The organism is Allokutzneria albata, assembly GCF_900103775.1.
Taxonomy (GTDB): Bacteria; Actinomycetota; Actinomycetes; order Mycobacteriales; family Pseudonocardiaceae; genus Allokutzneria; species Allokutzneria albata.
On sequence record NZ_LT629701.1, the window covers coordinates 53507 to 74108 of the forward strand.

Annotated in this window: 14 protein-coding genes; 11 read left to right on the plus strand and 3 right to left on the minus strand. The window is 70.4% G+C overall.

The window, feature by feature from the left end; translation table 11 throughout:
* Positions 1-95: 95 nt before the first annotated feature.
* Positions 96-974, plus strand: coding sequence for a ScbA/BarX family gamma-butyrolactone biosynthesis protein (locus BLT28_RS00270; RefSeq protein ID WP_052407815.1), 879 nt, complete (start codon positions 96-98; stop codon positions 972-974).
* A 128-nt stretch (positions 975-1102) separates the two neighbouring features.
* On the opposite strand, the gene BLT28_RS00275 is transcribed toward BLT28_RS00270, so the two are convergent.
* Positions 1103-2245, minus strand: coding sequence for an aminotransferase class V-fold PLP-dependent enzyme (locus BLT28_RS00275; protein WP_052407814.1), 1143 nt, complete (start codon positions 2243-2245; stop codon positions 1103-1105).
* A 282-nt stretch (positions 2246-2527) separates the two neighbouring features.
* Between BLT28_RS00275 and BLT28_RS00280 the strand changes: the two genes are divergently transcribed.
* From BLT28_RS00280 to BLT28_RS00310, 7 genes are all read left to right on the plus strand, one after another.
* On the plus strand, positions 2528-4084 hold the full coding sequence (locus tag BLT28_RS00280) for a hypothetical protein (RefSeq protein WP_052407813.1): 1557 nt from the start codon (positions 2528-2530) through the stop codon (positions 4082-4084).
* Positions 4085-4218: 134 nt separating this feature from the next.
* Positions 4219-5769, plus strand: coding sequence for a sugar ABC transporter ATP-binding protein (locus BLT28_RS00285; protein WP_030431899.1), 1551 nt, complete (start codon positions 4219-4221; stop codon positions 5767-5769).
* Positions 5766-6785 carry an ABC transporter permease gene (locus BLT28_RS00290; RefSeq protein WP_030431898.1) on the plus strand — a complete coding sequence of 340 codons (1020 nt, stop codon included), beginning with the start codon at positions 5766-5768 and terminating at the stop codon, positions 6783-6785. Before BLT28_RS00285 ends, BLT28_RS00290 begins: the two co-directional genes overlap by 4 nt.
* A gap of 26 nt (positions 6786-6811) precedes the next feature.
* Positions 6812-7795: a substrate-binding domain-containing protein gene (locus BLT28_RS00295; protein WP_043813136.1), complete on the plus strand. Its 984-nt coding sequence runs from the start codon at positions 6812-6814 to the stop codon at positions 7793-7795.
* Between the two features lie 48 nt (positions 7796-7843).
* Positions 7844-10546 (plus strand): glycoside hydrolase family 172 protein, encoded by a 2703-nt coding sequence (locus BLT28_RS00300; protein WP_081900593.1) that lies wholly within the window; start codon positions 7844-7846, stop codon positions 10544-10546.
* A 62-nt stretch (positions 10547-10608) separates the two neighbouring features.
* Positions 10609-11271, plus strand: a complete 663-nt coding sequence (locus BLT28_RS00305; protein ID WP_030431895.1) for a YwaF family protein — start codon at positions 10609-10611, stop codon at positions 11269-11271.
* A 42-nt stretch (positions 11272-11313) separates the two neighbouring features.
* The gene (locus tag BLT28_RS00310) at positions 11314-13917 is read left to right on the plus strand and encodes a glycoside hydrolase family 172 protein (RefSeq protein ID WP_063766652.1); all 2604 of its coding nucleotides are present in this window, start codon (positions 11314-11316) and stop codon (positions 13915-13917) included.
* Positions 13918-13953: 36 nt separating this feature from the next.
* On the opposite strand, the gene BLT28_RS00315 is transcribed toward BLT28_RS00310, so the two are convergent.
* Positions 13954-14949, minus strand: a complete 996-nt coding sequence (locus tag BLT28_RS00315) for a LacI family DNA-binding transcriptional regulator (protein WP_030431893.1) — start codon at positions 14947-14949, stop codon at positions 13954-13956.
* A gap of 140 nt (positions 14950-15089) precedes the next feature.
* On the opposite strand from BLT28_RS00315, the gene BLT28_RS00320 reads away from it, so the two are divergent.
* Genes BLT28_RS00320 through BLT28_RS00330 form a run of 3 tightly spaced genes read left to right on the plus strand, consistent with a single transcriptional unit; the run spans position 15090 to position 19584 of the window.
* Complete coding sequence (locus BLT28_RS00320) at positions 15090-16505, plus strand: L-fucose/L-arabinose isomerase family protein (protein WP_030431892.1); 1416 nt, start codon at positions 15090-15092, stop codon at positions 16503-16505.
* 6 nt (positions 16506-16511) lie between these two features.
* Positions 16512-18083 (plus strand): family 43 glycosylhydrolase, encoded by a 1572-nt coding sequence (locus tag BLT28_RS41145; protein WP_081900592.1) that lies wholly within the window; start codon positions 16512-16514, stop codon positions 18081-18083.
* Positions 18084-18093: 10 nt separating this feature from the next.
* The gene (locus tag BLT28_RS00330) at positions 18094-19584 is read left to right on the plus strand and encodes an FGGY-family carbohydrate kinase (RefSeq protein ID WP_030431890.1); all 1491 of its coding nucleotides are present in this window, start codon (positions 18094-18096) and stop codon (positions 19582-19584) included.
* 4 nt (positions 19585-19588) lie between these two features.
* Here the strand turns inward: BLT28_RS00330 and BLT28_RS00335 are convergent, their stop codons facing one another.
* The gene (locus BLT28_RS00335; protein WP_162184892.1) at positions 19589-20419 is read right to left on the minus strand and encodes an AfsR/SARP family transcriptional regulator; all 831 of its coding nucleotides are present in this window, start codon (positions 20417-20419) and stop codon (positions 19589-19591) included.
* Between the last annotated feature and the right edge of the window lie 183 nt (positions 20420-20602).

Below are 20602 nucleotides of genomic sequence, written 5' to 3' on the forward strand. Positions count from 1 at the left end.
CAGTTATGACGTCCTTCACCCAGAACGTGCTCGGTTGTCGGTGTGGCGTTCTCCAATCGATACCAGATCCACCCAGTCCGCTATTCCACAGCACGGTGGACCGGAGGCTCGTGCACCGCGCCGCCGTGCACGAGGTCCTGCTGACCGGGTGGGCCCGGACGGCCGGGGACCGCTACATGATCGGTGCTCAGTGGCCCCGAGACCATAGTTTCTACCGTCCGGTGCCGCCGGGGGCGCACGATCCCCTGCTCGTGCTGGAGACCGTGCGGCAGGCCGGGCTGCTGGTCGCCCACGTGGGCGCCGACGTGCCGGTCGGCCACCACTTCGTCATGCACGCCATCGGCTACGACGTCGACCCCAGGCTGCTGCGGCTCGAGCCGGTGCCCGCGGACCTGACCATCGACGTCACCTACCAGGTGCACGGCCGTCGCCCGACCGGGGCGGTCAAGCTGGGCATCCGCACCCTGATGGCCCGTGACGGCGAGGTGCTGGGGTCGGGGTTCGGCGAGATGACCTGCCTGCCGGAGACCGTCTACCGCAACCTGCGGGCCCGCTCGCTGCCTCCGGGCGGGGCGGGCGAGCTCGCGACCCTTCACCCGGTCGAGGCGCACCGGGTCAACCGGCTGCGCGCGGCGGACGTCGTGCTCAGTCCGGGTGCCGGCCCGCTGACCTGGCTGCTGCGGGTGGATCGGGGGCACCCGGTGCTCTTCGACCACCCGCTGGACCACGTGCCGGGGATGCTGGTGTTCGAGGCGATGCGGCAGGCACTTGCCTACACCGGTCGGGGGCTGCTGCCGCTGGGCTGCCACGCCGAGCTGACCAGGTACGTGGAGCTGGACCCGCCCGCCGCCGTCGTGCTGCGGCCCGGTGGCGGTGATCCGGTGTTCGATCTCGAACAGGGCGGGAAAACGGCGGGAACGGTGTCCTGGTTTATGTCGCCGGGCGGCGGGTGGAGAGTTCCCAACCCCCGCTGATAATGTCGACAGAAGTTGATCTTCGTCTTTTGGTGATCGATTCATGTTTGCCGCTTCCGGTGAAATCTGGTCGGCAATTCCGTACCAATTCCGATGAGTGGACCGTTGTCCTCCACTCGTGCCGTGGGCTATGCGCGAAGAGCCGAAGCCGCCAGCTCGATCGATTCCGACGCGGTTTCCGAGTGCACGGACAACCTGAGGTAACCGGGGCGTGCGGTCGCCACCACGCCCAGCTCGCGCAGCCGTGCCGGGACCGCTGACCACCGCGGGTCGGCGAGGTGGACGGAGACGATCCCGGCGCGGTGTTCCGGCTCGACCGGGGTGAGCAGGTCGGCGCCCGCCGAGCGCAGGCGGTCGACCAGCAGGTCGGCGTTGGCGGTGACGGCCTTGGCGACGGTGCGCTGACCCGCCCGTTCCAGCTCCTGCAGCGAGGCGAGCAGTCCGGTGACCGCCAGCGGGTTGAGCATCGTCATCGTCATGCGGCCCGCGTCGGCCAGCGCGGGGTGCTCGGTGGCGTCGAAGACGGCCCGGTCCTCGACCCCGGACCAGCCGGTGAGCCCGTCGGAGAGCCGGTCGAGCGCCCGGGGCGACGCGGCGAACAGCGCGGCGCCCCAGCCCGAGCGCAGCCACTTCTGCCCGCCCGCCACCACGACGTCGGCGAGGCGCCACGGCTGGTCGCTGACGCCGAAGCCCTGGATCGCGTCGACGACGAGCAGCCGGTCGCCGACCACCTCGCGCAGCGCGGGCAGGTCCGCGCGGCGCCCGGTGCGGTAGTCCACGGCGCTGACCGTGACGGCGACGGTGTCCGGGCGCAGTGCCGCGGCGACGCGCTCCGGGGAGGTGTGGCCGTCCGGGTTGTCGAGGAAGTCGACGGTCAGGCCACCGCGCTCCTGGGCGCGCAGCCACGGGTAGACGTTGGCGGGGAAGTCGTGCCGGGGCACCAGGACGCGACCGGGGCCGTTCAGGCCGAACGCGACGTGGAACAGCCCCGCGCTGGTGGACGGCACCAGGGTGACGCCCTCCCGGTCGAAGCCGGTCAGCCCGGCCACGATGCCGGTCGCGGTGGTCTCGCGGTCGTGCAGCTCGTCGACGACACCGGGGGCGCCCGTAGCGGAGAGGCGGACCGCGTCCAGCACCGCGTCGCGGACGGCGGGCGGTGGCGGGCCGAAGCGCGCGAAGTCCAGGTAGTGCGGGCAGGCGGCTCGGTCTGCCCCGGGCCGCGGGAGGGGTGCCGGGTTCGAGTGGGGCGCAGGGTTGGGCTGTTGGGACACGGCGTCATCCTCATGCAGGGCGCCGGGGGCGCGGGCCGGGGACGTTCAGTGTCCCCAATGGTCTGTTCGGGGTGGGTGGCCGCCGGGCGGGGGAGCCGGGACGATCACCCGCTGTGTCCACTGTGGATGATCGCGTGACGGCGGGGGCCGGTGTGCCCGATCGGACGCGTTGACCTGGCCGGGCGGGGCGCGGTTGCATGATTTCCAACCGCCCGGTGCAGTCCGGGAGGAACAGACCTCACTCCCCGGCAACGCCGCCGGGGATCGGGAGGAGGCTGCGTCATGCCGGAGGAACCCGCGCTCAGCAGACGCGGAGTGCTCGTGGGACTCGGCGGCCTCGGGGCCCTCGCGGTGGTGGGCGGTTCGCCCGCGCTCGCGACGGCGGCCCCGGAACGGGGACCGCTGGACCTGCGTTTCCGCGTCACGGACCAGTTCCGGCCGTTCGACCTGATCGCACCGGGCTTCGAGCAGTTCGACACCGCCACGGCGCGGGACCGGGCGAGCACGGCCGCGCGGGGCGGCCGGGTCGGCGACGACGGCGCGGTGCAGCTGGCGGGGGACACGCTGATGATCACCTCGGCGGGCCCGCGCGCACCGTTCTGCTCGGTGCTGGTGGAGGTCGGCTCGCTCGCGGCGGACTCCAGCGTGGTGGCCGGGATGGCGCTGGACCAGGCCAACTCCGTGCTCGTCCGGTACAGCTCGGACGGCTCTGCGACGATCGAGGTCACGGTCGGCGGCAGGCGGACCATTGTGGACTCGGCGAAGCAGGCGCCGTTGCGCGCGCCGTTCCGATTGGCCTTCGTGCTCAACGAGAACGCGGTCACCGTGCTCGTCGACGCGACCAACACGGGCACCGGTTGGGAGCCGTTGGTCAGCGAGCGCGAGGGCGTGTCGGGCCTGATCGATCTCCGCGTTCCTGGCCGGCTCAGGACGATGCGCTACGCCTTCGGCGGTTCGGGGACGGCCACCCTGGGGCGCGTGCGCGCGGGCTACTTCGGCCAGGCCGGGCTCCGCGACGGGCACCTCGTGCAGACCGCGGAGGGCAGGCCGCTGATCCGCGACAACAAGATCTACTTCACCTTCACGTGCGCTGGTCTGGGATTTTTCCAGCAGGCGCACTGGGGTGTGTGGGCGATGGACATCGCGAACCCCCGTCGGCTGGAGCAGGTTTCGCAGCTGTTCTTCCAACGCGATGGGGTGATCGTCGGCGACCACGCCGGGCAGGTCGTGTACGACGAGCGCAGAAACCGGTACATCGTGGCGATGAGCTCTTGGGGCGACTTCGCTTTCAACGGGGTGCACGTGCGCCACGTGGAGACCGCCGCGAACGTGCTGTCGGGTGTGCACGTGCTGCGCACCGCGCGTTTCCCGCTGCCGACCGCGGTCAGCGCGTGGGACCCGTCGCTCACCAGGATCGGCGACCGGTGGCACGTGGCTTTCGTCGAGAGCCCTCGGCAGTCGCCGGTGTTCGAGTTCCACCCTGCGCTCGCGGTCGGGCCGCCCGGCGGGACCTACCACCAGGACCTGCGGTTGCGCCGCGCGGACACGTCGCTGGACCAGACCGAGGGCACGATCATCCAACGGGTCGGTGACCGGTGGTACCTCTTCGCCAGCGACGGCGACGCCCGCGAGTACCGCGTCTACGACCTGGAGACCATGAACCACCTCGGTTCGCTGGATGCTCCGTACCGCACCAACATCCCGCACCCGCAGCTGGTGGAGGTGCCGACGCCGACGGGGACGCGGTGGTGGCTGGTGACCTTCGACGGCACCCAGTACGCCGAGGGCGTCCTCGGCTACGGCGGGCACGGGGACGTCCTGGTGATGCGGGACGGATGAGACGAACGGTGGAAAAGGGGCGTCGTGCCCGTGCTGTGACCGAGTGACGCTTGACACACCGGTGGGCCGGTCATAGCGTCCGCAGTAATCGTTTTCCCGTAACGTCCCGTTCACTTCGTCCGGTGGAGCAGGGTATGGCCAACGACGCACCGAAGCTGGTCCGGATGACCGGCATCGGCAAGCGCTACGGCGGCGTTCTTGCCTGCCAGGACGTGGATTTCGACATCCGCGCCGGTGAGGTGCACGCACTGCTCGGGGAGAACGGCGCAGGCAAGTCGACCCTGATGAAGATCCTGTCCGGGGACGTCACCGACTACTCCGGGGAGATCGAGATCGAGGGCGCGCCGGTGCGCTTCGGCGGTCCGGTCGACGCGCAGCGCGCGGGTATCGCCATGATCCACCAGGAGCTGGACCTGGTGCCGGGGCTGTCGATCGCGGAGAACCTGTACCTGGGCAGGGAACCGCGCACGCGGATCGGTACCGTCGACGGCAAGCAGATGCGGGTCTGGACCCAGGCGCTGTTGCGGCGCATCGGGATCGAGCTCGACCCGCGCCGTCCCGTCGGCGAGCTGCGGGTCGGCGAGCAGCAGCTGGTGACCATCGCCCGCGCGCTGTCGCTGGACGCCAAGGTGCTCATCATGGACGAGCCCACCTCCGCGCTGTCCACCGCCGAGGTCGAGCAGTTGTTCGCCGTCATCGACGAACTGCGCCGCGAGGGCGCGGGCATCGTCTACATCTCGCACCGGATGGACGAGATCGGCCGCGTCGCCGACCGCGCCACGGTGCTGCGCAACGGCCGGATCGTCGAGGAGTTCGACGCGCGGCAGATGACCGCGGAGCAGGCCGCCGAAGCGATGGTCGGCCGCCCGGTGCGCACTCTCTTCCGTACCTCGCACGGGGAAGCGGGCGAGGAGCTGCTGCGGGTCGAGGACCTGGTCGTGCACCCGCGCAGGCCCCGGTCCGGCCGCAACGAGCCCGCGGGGATCAGCCTCACGGTGCGGCGCGGGGAGATCGTCGGGCTGGCCGGGTTGCTCGGCGCCGGTCGCACGGAACTGCTGGAGACGTTGTACGGGGCGGGTTCCGCGGGGCGCTGGGACGGTCGCGTGCTGCTGGACGGGGTGGACGTGCGGCCGAGGGGTCCGCGCGCCGCGCTGGCCAAGGGCATCGCGTTCGTGCCGGAGGACCGGCGGATCAGCGGTCTGGTGCTGGAGCACTCGGTGCTCGCCAACACCGTTGTGTCCATTGTGGACAAACTGCGGATCGCGGGCGTCGTGGTGTCGCGGCGGGCGGAGCAGGCGAACGCGGCGGAGAGCGCGAAACGGTTGCGGGTCAAGCTCTCCTCGCTCGCCGACCCGGTCGGCACGCTCTCCGGCGGGAACCAGCAGAAGGTGGTCTTCGGCCGGATGCTGCTGACCAGACCGAAGCTGCTGCTGCTGGACGAGCCGACCCGCGGCGTGGACATCAACGCCAAAGCGGAGATCTACCAGCTGCTCAGCGAGATCGCCGGGCAGGGCATCGGGGTGCTGCTGGCGTCCTCGGAGCTGGCCGAGCTGATCGGCGTCTGCGACCGGGTCGTCGTGCTCCGGGGAGGGCGGAACGTGCGGGAACTGCGCACCAGTGAGATCGAGGAGGCGGACCTGCTCGCCGCCACCATGGGTGAGACCGCGGCGGGAGGTGCGCGATGAGCACGGACTCCGACGTGACGGTGAACAGCAGGCGCCGGACGGACTGGCGGGAGACGCTGTTCTCCTTCCAGAGCTTCTTCGGGCTGATCGCCGTCTTCGTCGCCGCGATCGTGTTCTCGCCGAGGCGCAATGGCGAGATCCTGTTCCTCACCAGTGACAACCTGTTCAACGTGGTGCGCGCGGTCTCCGAGATCGGCATCATCGCGATCGGGATGACCTTCGTGATCCTGGTCGGCGGCATCGACCTCTCGGTCGGCGCGGTGCTCGGGTTGTCCGCGGTGGGCTCGGCGGTGCTGCTGGTGCACGACGACCTCGGGGTGTTCCCCGCGGTGCTGATCGTGCTGGCGGTGGGCCTGGTCTTCGGTCTGCTGCAGGGAATGGCGAGCGCGCTGTTCGGCATCCAGGCGTTCATCGTGACCCTCGCGGGCCTGCAGATAGCCAGGGGGCTGGCGCGGATCTGGTCCGACGGCCAGGGCGTGGCGATCGCCTACGGCGACGGGCCGAACGAGGCGCCGGTGACGTTCTCCCTGCTGGGGGAGCGCACCTTCGGCGGCGTGGTGCCGATCCCGGCGCTGATCTTCGCCGGGCTCGCGGTGCTGGCCGTCCTGTTCCTGCGCACCAGCGCGTTCGCCCGGCACCTGTACGCGGTGGGCGGCAACGAGAAGGCGGCGCGGCTCTCCGGTGTCCCGGTGAACCGCGTGAAGATCATCGTGTTCGGCATCTCGGGTCTGCTGGCCGCGCTGGCCGGGATCGTGCATGCCGGGCAGCTCAACCAGGGCAGCCCCAACGACGGTGCGGGCTACGAGCTCGACGCGATCGCCGCCGTGGTGATCGGCGGGACCGCGCTCACCGGCGGCCGGGGCTCCGTGGTGGGCACCGTGACCGGTGCGCTGCTGCTGGGCGTGCTGAACAACATCCTGGCGTTGAACAACATCGACGCCAACGTGCAACTCCTGATCAAGGGTCTGGTGATCGTGGCGGCGGCCGCCTTGCAACGACTGCGGCCCGCGTCATGAACCGCCCGCGGAAAGGGACTTTCGACGTGAGAAGGACTATCACAGCCACCGCCTGCTTGATGCTCGCGGTCACCGCTTGTGGCACGACGAGTCAGAACAGCGGCAAGGGCGGCCCGGCGACCCAGGCCAAGTGCGAGGGGCCTGGCGGCAAGTACGTCATCGGGATGAGCCAGGCCAACGTTGCCGAGCCGTACCGGCAGCGGATGGACGACGACATCCGCGCCGCCGCGGCGAAGGTGCCGCAGTTCGAGGTGAAGTTCGCCGACGCCGCGCAGGACAACGCCAAACAGGTCTCCGACGTGGAGAACTTCCTGACCCAGCAGGTCAACCTGCTGATCATCAGCCCGAACGAGGCGACCCCGCTGACCGCGGTGGTGAAGAAGGCCTACGACAAGGGCATCCCCGTCCTGGTGCTGGACCGCAAGGTCGACGGCGACTCCTACACGAGCTTCATCGGCGCGGACAACCGCGACATCGGCCGCCAGGCGGGCAAGTACGTGGCGGAGAAGCTGTTGCCAGGAGGCGGCAAGCTGGTCGAGCTGAAGGGCCTGCCGGGCTCCACGCCCGCGCAGGAGCGCAGCGAGGGCTTCCACGAGACGCTGGGCACCAAGGTCCAGGTCGTGGCGACCGGTGTCGGGGACTGGCTGCGGGAGAAGGGCCAGCAGCAGCTGGACGCGATCCTGAAGGCCAACCCCGAGGTCGACGTGGTGTACGCGCACAACGACCCGATGGCCGAGGGCGCCTACCTGGCCGCGAAGGCCGCCGGACGGGAATCGAAGATCAAGTTCATCGGCATCGACGCCCTGCCGATTCCATCCGGTGGGGTGAAAGCCGTTGAGCAGGGCCGGATCTCGGCTACGTTCACCTACCCCACCGGCGGCAAGGAAGCCATCGCTGCCGCCAAGACTCTCCTGGTGGACTGCAAGCAAGTCGAGAAGAAGCAGACCCTGCCGACGCAGTTGATCACCAAGGAGAACGCCGAGCGGGTGTACCGGGAGGCGAACGGTTAGTCCCTGCCCTATGTCCTAAGCGGACATTCGCCAGTGAGGGGGCGGATCATGCGCAGACACGTCAACCACGTCGATCCCACGCGGCCGGGTGGTTCCCCGAAGGGAAAACACCGCAAGGGACGGCACCGGACACTCCGGCTCCTCATGTCACTGGCCTCGGTCGCGGCGCTGTCCTTCGCGGGCACCGCGGTGACCCCCGCACAGGCCCAGCCGCCGGCCGTTTCGGCCTTGCCCACGGGCAAGGGGCCGGTCGGCTGGGCCACCTACCGCCAGCTCGACTCGGTCGGCACGCTGCGCGGTCAGGTGGACACCCGGCAGTTCTCCGGCTACGACCGGACCGGGCGCAACAACGACGGGTTCGACGGGCAGTTCTCCTGCCTGCGCATGATCGGCCCCAACTGCGTCATCGCCGAGCGCACCGGCCCCGGTGAGATCGAGTCGATCTGGTTCACCCGGGACGACGGCGTGGTGGCGCGCACCGGCTGGATCCGGATCGAGCTGGACGGCGGAACCGTGCTGGACGCGCCGCTGCAGGACGTGGTGGACGGCAAGCTCGGCGCGCCGTTCGTCTGGCCGCTGGTGGCCAACCGCGAGGACACCTCCGGCGGCGTGGTCATCAAGGTGCCCATGCCCTACCGGCAGTCGATGCGGATCACCACGCAGAACAACCCGTTGTTCCAGCACGTGGTGTACCGCACCTTCGCCGACGTCGACGGGGTGTCCACCTTCAACCGGTCCGACCAAGCCAACGACGTGATCGCGAAGCTGCGCGCGTTCGGCCTCGCCGATCCCAAGCCCGGCAAGTGGAACGCGACCACCAACCGCTCCACCGCGGACATCAACCCGGGCGCGACCGCGCGGGTGGCCGAGCTGACCGGGTCCGCGCAGATCACCCAGCTGAAGGTGCGGCTGCCGCAGGTGCAGGCCAGTCCGCACGTCAACGACGACGGCAGGGCCTTCGGCGCGGGCGGCGAGAGCGCCTTCCGGGTCGCGGTGGACCCGCGCAACCAGGGCGTGCGGCTGACCCGCCGGTTCGACCCGCACATCGAGGGACAGCGGGCGAGGTTGCTGGTGGACAACGCCTTCGTCGCCGACTGGTTCCACGGTCCGAAGGCGCGGCCGACCCTCTGGGCGGACCAGTCGATCGACATCCCGTCCCAGTTCACCTCGGGCAAGTCACGGCTGAACATCCGCAACCAGTTCGTCTCGTCGTCCTTGGACTTCAACGAGTTCCGCTACGACGTGCACAGCCTGGTGAACGGGACCTGGGTGCGCACCGACGTGATGGACGTGGGCCCGGACCGTCCCGGCGAGGAGCTGACCCACGGCTACCGCGTCACGCAGCAGAAGTGGCAGGGGCGGCACTACTTCAACTACCCCTTCGACGCCGGGCAGATCTCCGCCTCCGACGCGGTGCTCGCCGGTGCGCGGCTGCGGATCTCCTTCGACGGGCGGACCACCGTGGACGCTCCGATCGGGGAGTTCTTCGGTTCGGGCCTCGGTGAGTACGACACGCGGTCGCTGATGTTCTCCATGGACGCCACCAGGGACGGTTGGTACACCTCGTGGTGGCCGATGCCCTTCGCCGAGCGGGCGGTGGTGGAGATCGTCAACTCCAGCGGCGTGCGGATCTCCGACGCTTCGGTGGAGCTGACCTGGGCGGCCGACGGCTCCATCCGGGACCGCTTGCGCCCCAACGGTTCACTGGGCTACTTCAACGCGACGCACCGGCACGGGCCGACCGCGCACGCGAAGGACTGGATCTTCGTGGACACGCCGGGCCGCGGGGTGTTCTACGGGGTCACGCACTCCATGCGCGGCCGGATCCCGCTCAGCGCCGAGGTTCCCCGGCTCTACCTGGAAGGCGACGAGCGCGTCTACGCCGACGGCCTGCTGACGCCGATCCAGCACGGAACCGGCACCGAGGACTTCTACGAGTCCGGGTGGTACTTCCGCACGGGATCGTTCGCGATGCCGTTGGCGGGCTACCCGGCGCACGAGGTCGGGCGGGACGGCTGCGTCTACGACTGCACCGGCGCCTACCGGCTGATGGTGCCGGACGCGATCCCGTTCAACACGGGGCTGCGCTTCGGGATCGAGCACGGGCCGGTCGCCGACGTCGCCGCGGACTACAGCTCCACGGCGTACTGGTACGGCCAGCCGCGGTGGGCCCTGCGCAGCACGGACGGGCTCAACCCGACCGACCAGGCCAGCAGGGACCAGCACGGCTACCGCGCGGTCGGGGAGACCTCCGGGCAGCTGACATCGGTGTTCGAGGGCGACGACGACCACGCGACCGCCAGCGGCCGGGTCACCGAGGCCACCGGGCCGATCACCTTCACCGTGGCGGTGGACCAGAACAACTCCGGTGTGCAGATCATCCGCACCGCCGACCAGGTCCGCTCGTACCAGCAGGCACGCGTGCTGGTCGACGGGCAGGTCGTCGGGGTCTGGCTGATGTCCTCGGGCAACATGTTCCAACGGTGGCTGCAGGACACGTTCATGATCCCGTCGCGGTTCAGCGCGGGGAAGCGGACGCTGGCCATCACCCTGGAGCCGCTGCCGGGATCGCCGCCGTGGTCCTCGTCGGACTACCACATCCGCTCGTGGGTGGACCCCTTCGAACCGGGCCGCAGTGGCGCGCAGCGGATCGACCCGCCCGCGCTGGACTGGCGCGCCCCGGACCGCGGCCCGCACGTGCTCGGACCGCGTGACCCGATCTCGACCAAGGAAGGCCAGGTGGGCCGTTGACCCTGCTCCCCGGTGGCCGCGGCGGCAGTCCGCGCCGCGGCCACCCGGACTAGAGTGGTCGGGTGTTCGAGCCGTACGGCTTCTCGCACGGCATCGTCGCCGTGGTGTTCGTGGCGGTGTCCGCGCTGCTGCTCGTCTTCCGCACGGCGTGGACCAGTCGCGTGCTCGCGGTGGTGATCGTCGCGGTGCAGATGCCGTTCCAGATCCACACGATGCTGCCGGGGCAGTGGGACATCGCCTACTCCCTCCCGCTGCAACTGTGCGATCTGGCCCTGATCGCCGCGGTCTGCGCGCTGTGGACGCACAGCCCGGCGGCGACGGCCCTGACCTACTACTGGGGTCTGACACTGACGGCACAGGCCCTGCTCACCCCGGCCTACCGCGGCCCGGACTTCCCGGACTGGCAGTTCCTGATGTTCTGGGGGATCCACCTGTTCACCATGTGGGCCGCGGTCCACCTCACCTGGGGCGCCGGCATCCGGCCCGACTGGCACGGCTACCGGCTGACCCTGGCGGCGACCGCGGTCTGGGCGGTGGTCATGTTGATGTTCAACGCGTTGGCGCACGCCAACTACGGGTTCCTCAACGCCAAGCCCGGCGGCTCGGTCCTTGACCTCTTCGGACCCTGGCCGCTCTACCTGGTGGTCGCGGCCCTGCTGCTGGCCGGGGTCTGGGCACTCATCACCGCGCCGTTCACCCGCGCGGCCGCCCGTTCTTCTCGCTGACCCGACTTCTCTGCCCTGCGCCGCACCAGAGATGGGATTGTCATGCGCAAGAAGCGTCCCTTACTGTCCGCACTCCTGCTCGCGATCGTCGCGGTGGCCGCCGCTCCGGAAGCCACCGCCCAGTCAGCACCGTCCGAGAAGGGCCCGCTGGGCTGGGCCACCTACCGCCAGCTCGACGGCATGGCCGCACTGCGCGGCCCCTCGGAGACCCGCCAGTTCTCCAGCTACGACCGCACCGGCCGCAACAACGACGGATTCGACGGCAAGTACTCCTGCCTGCGCCAGGACCTCACCGGCTGCGTGATCGCCGAACGCGCCGGGGCGGGCGAGATCGGCTCCATCTGGTTCACCCGCGACGAGGGCGTGGTCACCAGGACGGGCTGGATCAAGGTGGAGCTCGACGGCCGGACCGTGCTCAACGCCCAGCTGCAGGACGTGGTCGACGGCAAGCTCGGCGCGCCGTTCGTCTGGCCGCTGGTCGGCAACCGCGACGACACCTCCGGCGGCGTGGTCATCAAGGTGCCCATGCCGTTCCGCCGGTCGATGAAGGTGACCACGCAGCACAACCCGCTGTTCCACCACGTGGTCTACCGGAGTTACCCCGACGCGGTGGGCGTTCCCACCTTCGACCCGGCCGACCGGGCGACCGACGTGGTGGAGAAACTGCGGTCTTTCGGCCTCGCGGACCCGAAACCCACCCGCCCGGGATCGCACACGACGCGGTCCACCACTGACATCGAGCCGGGCGCGACCGCGCGGCTGGCCGAGCTGTCCGGGCCCGCTCAGATCAGCGCGCTTCGGGTGCGGTTGCCGCAGGTGGTGCCGGGCCCGGCGGTCGACGACGACGGCAGGGCGTTCGGCGCGGGCGGCTCCAGCACCTTCACCGTCGCGGTGAGCCCGCGGAACTCCGGCGTGCGGCTGACGAGGCGGTTCGACCCGGAGATCGAGAAGCAGAGGGCGAACCTGCTGGTGGACGGGCGCCCCGCCGGGCAGTGGTACCACGAGTCCAAGATCGGTCCGATGACCTGGGCCGACCAGAGCGTCGACCTCGCGCCCGCGCTGACCGCGGGCAAGTCGACACTGTTCGTCCGCAACGAGTTCGTGTCGTCCACTGTGGACTACAACGAGTTCCGCTACGACGTGCACAGCCTGGTCGACGGGGCCTGGGTGCGCACCGACGTGGTCGACCTCGGCCACAACCACCTCAGCGTCGAGGCCGCGCACGGCTACCGGGTGGAGCGGCAGCAGTGGCAGGGCAGGCGGCACTTCTACTACCCGACCGATCCCGCGCTGGTGACGGCCTCCGACGAGGTGCTGGCCGGTGCCCGGCTGCGGATCACCTTCGACGGCAACACCACCGTGGACGCGCCGATCGGCGAGTTCTTCGGTTCCGGGCTCGGCGAGTACGACGTCCGGTCGCTGATGTTCGCGATGGACCCGCACAAGGACGGCTGGTACACCTCGTGGTGGCCGATGCCGTACGCGCAGCGGGCCGTCGTGGAGATCGTCAACGGCAGCGGGCGCCGCATCACCGGTGCCGCGGTCGAGGTGACATCGGCGGCGGACCGCGCGGTGCCGGAACGCTTGCGCGCCAACGGTTCCCTGGGCTACTTCAATGCGACGCACCGGCGGTCGGCCACGGAGAACGGCAAGGACTGGTCGTTCGTGGACACCGTGGGCCGCGGGGTGTTCTACGGCGTCACCCACTCGATGCGCGGCAAGCTCCCGCTGGCGGTGGAGGTGCCTCGGCTCTACCTCGAAGGCGACGAGCGCGCCTACGCGGACGGGTTGCTGACGCCGATCCAGCACGGCACCGGAACGGAGGACTTCTACGAGGCGGGGTGGTACTTCCGCACCGGCGCGTTCGCCATGCCGCTGGCGGGCTACCCCGTGCACGAGATCGGCGGCGACGGCTGCCAGTTCGACTGCACGGGCGCCTACCGGTTGATGGTGCCGGACGCGATCCCGTTCTCCACGGGGCTGCGCTTCGGTATCGAGCACGGACCTCTGGCGGACGTGCCCGCGGACTACAGCTCCACGTCGTACTGGTACGGCCAGCGCCAGTCGACGCTGCGCGAGACCGACCGGCTCAACCCGACCGATCTGGCCAGCCGCGCCGAGCACGGCTACACGGCGGTCGGCGAGACGGTGAGCGCGGTGACGTCCAGTTTCGAGGGCGACAACGACCACTCCGTCGCCACGTCGCAGGTCACCGCGGCCACGGGCGCTGTCGGCTTCAGGATCGCCGTCGAGCCCGCGAACTCGGGTGTGCAGCTCGTGCGCACGGCCGACCAGGCGAAGGCCGGTCAGCAGGTCGAGGTGCTGGTGGACGGCACGGTCGCGGGCACGTGGCAGCAGTCGTACGGCAACGCCGAGCACCGCTGGCTGCAGGACGCGTTCACGGTTCCGGCGCAGCTCAGCGCGGGCAAACGGTCGCTGTCGATCACGCTGCGGCCGGTGCTCGGCTCGGCTCCGTGGAGCGCGAGCGGCTACCACGTGCGGTCGTTCGTCGCGCCCTTCGACCCGGGCGGCGTCGTGACGCGGGTGGCGCCGCAGGGCATGGACTGGTCGCCGAAGGACCGCGGACCGGCGGTCCGCACCGACCGCGATCCGATCTCGCCGAAGAAGGGCACCACCGGCGGGTGATGAGCGGTTCCCGGCTCCGTCGATCAGCGCTGCCGTTCAGCGGCGCCGGGAACTCCCGCGGACGACCAGCTGGGCCGACAGGGTCGTGGTGGTCGGTTCCTTGTGGGAGCCGGTGACGCGGTTCAGCAGGAGCTGCGCGGCCAGGGTGCCGATCTCGTAGGCGGGCTGGGCCACCACGGTCAGCGGCGGGTCCAGCAGCTCCGCCCAGGGCGCGTCGTCGAAGGCCACGACGCCGACGTCGCGGCCGGGGCGCAGGCGCAGCTCGGCCAACGCCTGCAGGACCCCGACGGCCATGGCGCTGTTGGCGACGAGCAGGGCGTCCGGCGGTTCCGGTTGCGACAACAGGTCCAGCGTCGCCTCGCGCGCGCCCGCGGAGCGGTACTCCGTGCGCCGCACCAGCCTGGTCGCGCTGCGCCGCTTGGCGGCGCGCAGCCCGTCGCGGTAGCCCGCGAGCCGGTCGTCCGCGGTGCGCACGCCGGAGGGGCCGGTGAGGCAGCCGATGACCTCGTAGCCCTGTTCCGCCAGGTGCACGGTCGCCTGCCTGGCCGCCTGGCGGCTGTCCACCAGCACCGTGTCGGTGGGCTCGCCGGGCAGCGGGCGGTCCACCGCCACGATCGGGGTTCGCCTGTCCCGCAACGCCTCCACCGCGCCGGCCACCCCGGAGGGGGACAGGATGACGCCCGCCATCTGCTCCTCTATCGCGACCTCGACGTAGCGGCGCTCCTTGGCCGCCTCCTCGTCGGTGTTGCACAGCACCACCGAGTAGCCCGCGGCCTGCGCCACGTCCTCGACACCGCGCGCGATCGCGGTGAAGAACGGGTTCTCCACGTCGGAGATGATCAGCGCCAGCACCGCGGTCTCCCGCCTGCGGAGGTTGCGCGCCAACCCGTTCGGGCGGTAACCCAGCTCCTGCGCCGCCGCCACCACCCGGGCGGCCAGCACCGGGTCGACGGAGGATTTCCCATTCAGGGCACGGGAAGCCGTCGCGGTGGAGACACCGGCAAGTGCCGCGACATCGCTGATCGTCGTCATCGCAAGGGCTCCTCGTGCGCCATCGGCCTATTGACAGCCGTCACCGCTGAGCATAGCTTCCGAGAAAACGATTGCTCGTGCTCTGCCTTGTTTTGTGTTGAATCGTGTCTCAGTCGCCAATCGTGACCCTGGAGGGCACCGTGGCCCGGATCGGCGTGATCAGTTTCTCCGACGGTCGTGACTACGTGCACGACGGCATCCGCGAGTTCATCGCGACCACCGAGGACAAACTGGTCGACCGGCTCACCGCGGCCGGTCACGAGGTGGTGCGCGGCAAGGAGATCGTCGCCACCAACACCGGCGCCAGCGCGGTCGCCCGCCAGGTCGCCGCTGCCGGGGTGGACCTCACCGTCTTCCACTACGCGGTCTGGGCGTTCCCGCACTTCACCATGCTGGCGGCGGGCGCGACGCCGGGACCGCTGCTGCTGCTGTCCAACATCGACCCGGTGCAGCCCGGCATGGTCGGCATGCTCGCGGGCGGCGGCGCGCTGGACCAGATCGGCCGCGAGCACACCCGGCTGTGGGGCGACCCGGACGAGCGCGCGCTGATCGACAAGATCGGCGTGCAGGCCACGGCTTCGGCGGCCGTGGCGGCGCTGCGCGGATCGACGTTCGGCCGGATCGGCGGGCGCCCCATGGGCATGAACACCGCGGTGGCCAACACCGACCAGTGGCAGTCGGTCTTCGGCGTGGACGTCGAGGAGATCGACCAGTGGGAGATCGTCCGGCGCTCCGAGCTGGCCGACCAGAAGGAGGTCACCAGGGCGCGCGAGTGGCTGGAGACCAACGCGGCCGGGGTGCACTACGACGGCAAGAAGCTCACGCCGGAGCTGCTGGAGCGGCAGATCCGCTCGTACCTGGCGATGCGCGAGCTGATCGACGAGTGGAACCTGGACTTCTCCGGCATCAAGGGCCAGCCGGAGATGACCCAGTACTTCGCCACCATGGACATCGTCGAGGCCTTCCTCAACGACCCCTACGACTGGAACGGCCCCAAGGAGACCCACGTCTGCGCCACCGAGGCGGACATGGACGGCGCGCTGACGATGCAGCTGCTCAAGCACATCGCGCGCACCCCGGTGCTGTTCGCCGACGTCCGGCACTACCACGCCGACCGCGACATCTGGGACCTGTGCAACTCCGGCCAGCACGCCACCTGGTACGCCGCGCGCAGCGACGACCCGCTGGAGAACCTGGGCAAGGTGCACTTCTACCCGGAGGTGTTCTTCTTCCCCGCGGGCGGCGCCTCCGTGCACCACCTCGCGGCACCCGGGCAGATGACGCTGGCCCGGCTGACCCGCCGCGGCGGGAACTACCGGATGCACCTGATGCTGGGCGATTTCGAGACCTACGACGACGAGACCAACACGCAGCTGATGCGCCAGTCCACCTTCGAGTGGCCGCACGCGTTCGCACGGCTGGACGCCAAGGCCGACGACTTCCTCTCGCGCTTCGGCGCCAACCACATCCACGCGGTCCCCGGCGATCGGCGCGCCGAGGTCAGGGCCGCCTGCGAGCTGCTCGGAGTGGAGTTGGACGAGTTCACCAGGGGGTGAGCGGAGATGCCCGCGCTACCGGACGGAGTGTCCCTCCAGGAGTACAGCGAAGTCCGAGACGAGGTCAGCGCGGGCGAGTGGCGCCACCTCTACGACCCGACGGTCGGTGAGGACCGCAACTGGTACCTCAACGACCACACGTTCGTCCGCGATGCCGCCGGGACCTGGCACCTGATCGGCATCACCCACGCGGAACCGTTGAACCCGTTGGACGAGAAGCACTTCGCCCACGCGACCGCGCCCTCGCTGCACGGTCCGTGGGCGAAGCAGCCCTTCGTGATGAGCGCGGACCCCGGCTACCACGGGGAAGCGCACCTGTGGGCGCCGCACATCATCTTCCACGACGGCCGCTACCACATGTTCTACTGCGGCGGCGACGCCGACCACAGCTTCTACGCCATCAACCTGGCCACCTCGACCGATCTGCGGACGTGGACCCGCCACCCCGGCGGCCCGCTGTTCCGCGACGGCTTCGACGCCCGCGACCCGTTCGTCACGCGGATCGACGGGCGGTGGGTCGTCTTCTACACCGCGACGGTGTACCCGGACGGCGGGAACTTCGTCGTCGCCTACCGCACGAGTGACGACCTGGTCCACTGGAGCGGTCGCAGGTTCGCCTACTCCGAACCGCTCGGCGGGGTGATGACCGAGTCGCCCTTCCTGGTGCAGCGCGGCGGCGACTGGTACCTGTTCATCGGCCCGCGCCGCGGCTACGTGGGCACGGACGTCTTCCGCAGCAAGGACCCGCTCAACTTCAACGCGAACTCCTGGGTGGGCAACATCCCTTCGCACGCCGCCGAGGTGGTCTTCGCGGAGGGGCGGCACTGGGTCACGCACGCGGGATGGGGCCAGCGCGGGGTGTACCTCGCGCCGCTGAACTGGCAGACCACCTTCCGCGGGGTCCGGGTCACCGCGCCGGACTACCGCGTCGACGTGCAGACCTCGCCCACCTCCGAGCTGCGCGAGCTGTCCGTGCGGATGCGCGACGGCAGCTGGCGCAACCTGCTGGACAACCACCACCGCGGCTCCGGGCCGTACCTGGGCGTCGGGCTCTTCGGCGCGACCGAGAAGGCACGGGCGGCGGCGAGGGTCCGGGTCGAGGGCGGAACGGTTGTCCTGCAAAGGGTTCCGATCGGCCAGGAGAAGATCACGGTGGACTGGAGGCTGGACTTCCACGCCGACAGCTTCGACAGCTCGCTGAGCTGGCACGTGGCCGCGCCCACCCGGAACCCGCTGTGGGAGCTGGCCTTCTCGATGGACACCTGGCTCGGCACGCTCGGCGACGACCAGGTCTTCCCGCGGCGCGGTGACGCACCGGGCTTCACCCGCTGGGCGATGGCGACCGGGCTGTCGGCGACGATGGCGATGGCCTACCGCAGGGGCTCGGCGTGGGCGGAGGCCAACCGCTGGTACTCCGACGGGGAGTCCTCGATCTGCTGGCAGTCGGTGTGGCAGCCCAACGGCGGTTCGATCGCGCCGGGCGACTACTTCGGCGGGACCTGGCGGATCGGGGTCAGCCCGCGGGCACGCGACCGCGACCTCGCCGAGCGGCTGGCGAACGGGATCAACACACACTAGGAGCGTTGGCGTGACGAACGAACTGCTGCTCGGCGTGGACATCGGCACGTCCAGCTCGAAGGGCGTTCTGACCACAGTGGACGGCGAGGTGGTCGCTCGCGCCGACCGTCCACACGGGACGTCCACCCCGCACCCGGGGTGGTTCGAGCACGACGCGGAGACCGTGTGGTGGCAGGACTTCGTCGAGATCACCAGGGAACTCATGTCCAAACTGGACGGACGTTCACCGGTCGGTCTCGCGGTCAGCGGCATCGGTCCCTGCCTGCTGCCCGCCGACGCGTCCGGTACGCCGTTGCGTCCGGGCATCCTCTACGGCGTCGACACCAGGGCCACGGCGGAGATCGCCGAGCTGACCGAGGAGTTCGGCGCGGAGGCGGTGCTCGCCCGCTGCGGTTCCCGGCTGACCAGCCAGGCGGTCGGCCCGAAGGCGCGGTGGCTGGCGCGGCACGAGCCCGAGGTCTACGGCCGCACCAGGATGCTGCTGATGGCCAGCTCGTTCCTGGTGCACCGGCTGACCGGGCGGTACGTGCTGGACCACCACTCGGCCAGCCAGTGCACGCCCATGTACGACCTCGGCGCGCGGGACTGGGCGCACGACTGGGCCGCGGCGGTCGCGCCCGGGGTGCCGCTGCCGGAGCTGGCTTGGCCGACGGAGGTCGTCGGTCGCGTCACCGCGTCGGCGGCGTCGCTCACCGGACTCCCGGAAGGACTGCCGGTCACCGCGGGCACGGTCGACGCGTGGGCGGAGGCGGTCAGCGTCGGTGTCCGGTCACCGGGCGAGACGATGATCATGTACGGCACCACGATGTTCCTCGTGCAGGTGCTCAACCGCCCGCGCCCGCACTCCGGGTTGTGGGGAACCTGCGGGGCCTTCCCCGGCACCTACACGCTCGCCGCGGGCATGGCCACCTCCGGTTCGGTCACCGACTGGCTGCGCGGGCTGGTCGGCGGTGAGTTCGCCGGGCTGGTGGCCTCCGCGTCGGCCGTGCCGCCGGGAAGCCGGGGCCTGTTGGTGCTGCCGTACTTCGCGGGGGAGCGGACGCCGCTGTTCGACCCCGACGCGCGCGGGATCATCGCCGGGCTGACCCTCGGGCACGGGCAGGCGGAGCTCTACCGCGCCGCGCTCGAAGGGATCGGCTACGGCGTCCGGCACAACCTGGAGGCCATGGCGGAGGCGGGCGGCGGCGCGGCGCGGCTCGTCGCGGTCGGCGGCGGCACGCAGGGCGGGCTGTGGACGCAGATCGTCTCCGACATCACCGGCCGGCCGCAGGACATCCCGGCGGAGACGGTGGGAGCCTGCCTCGGCGACGCCCTGCTCGCCGGAGTGGCGACGGGCGCGGCCGACCGGCCGGAGACGTGGAACCCGGTCGCGAGCACGGTGGTCCCGGATCCGGAACGCCATGAGCTCTACGACGGGTTCTACCGGAACTATCGCGATTTGTATGGCGCGACGAAGGGAATTGCGCATTTCCTCGCCGGGGAGCAGCGCCGCGACGGCTGACCGATTAGTTCGCGGGGTGCGCGCCGGTCGGCGTGAAAATTGCGGCAGTTGCCCGATAAATGGGGCTGTGCGCGGCGCCCTGCCATTCGGCCCTGGGTGTGGAGAGTAGAATTTCCTGATGCGTGCGCTGGAGTTCTTCTCCGGGTTCGATACCGAGTTCGCTGATCAGTAGTTCGCGGACCGTCCGGTAGGCGGCGAGCGCGTCGGCACGCCTTCCGCCCAGGTACAGCGCCCACAGCAGCTGGCACCACAGGTGCTCGCGCAGCGGCTGTTCGGTGAGCAGCTGCCGCAGTCCCTCGACGCACTCGCGGTGCTGGCCGAGCGCCAACCTGGCCGCCAGCACGTCCTCCCGCGCGCTCCAGCGCTGCTCCTCGAGCCGGGCGACGTAGGCGTCGGCCGTCGCCGTCGCCAGCTCGCAGAACGGTCTGCCCCGCCACAGCCGCAGTGCGTCCTCCAACAGCGTGGCCGCGAGGGCGTTCTGCCCGGCCGCGAGGGCGCGCCTGCCCTCGGCGAGCAGGTCCTCGAAGACCCACGCGTCGAGTTCGCCGCGGTCGAGGCGCAGCTGGTAGTCGCCGGGCCTGCTGCTGAGCCGCTCTCCGCCGCCGCGCCGCCGTGGCAGGACGCGCCGCAGGTGGTGCACGTAGGTCTTGAGGTTGCCCCTGGCCGACGGTGGCTGATGCCGAGGCCAGACGGTCTCCACGAGCCGGGCCACGGGCGTCCATTCGTTCGCGTGCAGCACCAGTGCGCAGAGCAGAGTCCGCTGCTTTCTGGCGGGAATGCGGATTGTTTCTCCGTCGTCCGCATCCACCTGCAGCATCCCCAATGCCCTGAACATGAATCCTCCTTGCTCCTTCTGGGCCCCTAGATTGCGTTGTCTGCGGACGGAAAGCAAGGCGCTGGTCCAGTAGAGGGGGGCCATTTGCTGTATCAGGCCGTGTGATGTGGACTTATTGCAATTCCGACGATTGTTGCCGGTGCAAAGAGCGCCGCTGAACCGGCGATGAACCACGCCGGATCA

Excerpts from the sequence above, each read along its gene's own strand:
- BLT28_RS41145 (WP_081900592.1), top strand. The coding sequence starts at position 16,512 with ATGCCCGCGCTACCGGACGGAGTGTCCCTCCAGGAGTACAGCGAAGTC.
- BLT28_RS00300 (WP_081900593.1), top strand. The coding sequence starts at position 7,844 with ATGCGCAGACACGTCAACCACGTCGATCCCACGCGGCCGGGTGGTTCC.
- BLT28_RS00335 (WP_162184892.1), bottom strand. The coding sequence starts at position 20,419 with ATGTTCAGGGCATTGGGGATGCTGCAGGTGGATGCGGACGACGGAGAA.
- BLT28_RS00315 (WP_030431893.1), bottom strand. The coding sequence starts at position 14,949 with ATGACGACGATCAGCGATGTCGCGGCACTTGCCGGTGTCTCCACCGCG.
- BLT28_RS00310 (WP_063766652.1), top strand. The coding sequence starts at position 11,314 with ATGCGCAAGAAGCGTCCCTTACTGTCCGCACTCCTGCTCGCGATCGTC.
- BLT28_RS00285 (WP_030431899.1), top strand. The coding sequence starts at position 4,219 with ATGGCCAACGACGCACCGAAGCTGGTCCGGATGACCGGCATCGGCAAG.
- BLT28_RS00290 (WP_030431898.1), top strand. The coding sequence starts at position 5,766 with ATGAGCACGGACTCCGACGTGACGGTGAACAGCAGGCGCCGGACGGAC.
- BLT28_RS00280 (WP_052407813.1), top strand. The coding sequence starts at position 2,528 with ATGCCGGAGGAACCCGCGCTCAGCAGACGCGGAGTGCTCGTGGGACTC.